The organism is Marinifilum sp. D737, from assembly GCF_026672275.1.
Taxonomy (GTDB): domain Bacteria; phylum Bacteroidota; class Bacteroidia; order Bacteroidales; family Marinifilaceae; genus Marinifilum.
On record NZ_JANQCD010000130.1, the window covers coordinates 1 to 304 of the forward strand.

Here is a 304-nt window from a genome sequence, read left to right on the forward strand (position 1 = left end):
AGAACAGTACCAATTTGGTCTGGTAGTTCAGTTGGTTAGAATACATGCCTGTCACGCATGGGGTCGCGAGTTCGAGTCTCGTCCAGACCGCCAAAGATTTGTTCTTAAAAAATTCTGGTCTGGTAGTTCAGTTGGTTAGAATACATGCCTGTCACGCATGGGGTCGCGAGTTCGAGTCTCGTCCAGACCGCTAAAGATTATTCTTGAAAATTTTGGTCTGGTAGTTCAGTTGGTTAGAATACATGCCTGTCACGCATGGGGTCGCGAGTTCGAGTCTCGTCCAGACCGCCAAAATAAATAAGGT

3 tRNA genes are annotated in these 304 nt (G+C 46.7%); all 3 read left to right on the top strand.

Features of this window, described 5'->3' with window-relative positions:
• Window positions 1-16: 16 nt before the first annotated feature.
• The 3 genes from NQ163_RS20735 to NQ163_RS20745 all read left to right on the top strand — a co-directional run bounded on the left by NQ163_RS20735 (window position 17) and on the right by NQ163_RS20745 (window position 291).
• A tRNA-Asp gene (locus tag NQ163_RS20735) sits at window positions 17-93 on the top strand.
• A gap of 23 nt (window positions 94-116) precedes the next feature.
• Window positions 117-190: transfer RNA gene (locus tag NQ163_RS20740), tRNA-Asp, on the top strand.
• Window positions 191-214: 24 nt separating this feature from the next.
• A tRNA-Asp gene (locus tag NQ163_RS20745) sits at window positions 215-291 on the top strand.
• Window positions 292-304 lie beyond the last annotated feature (13 nt).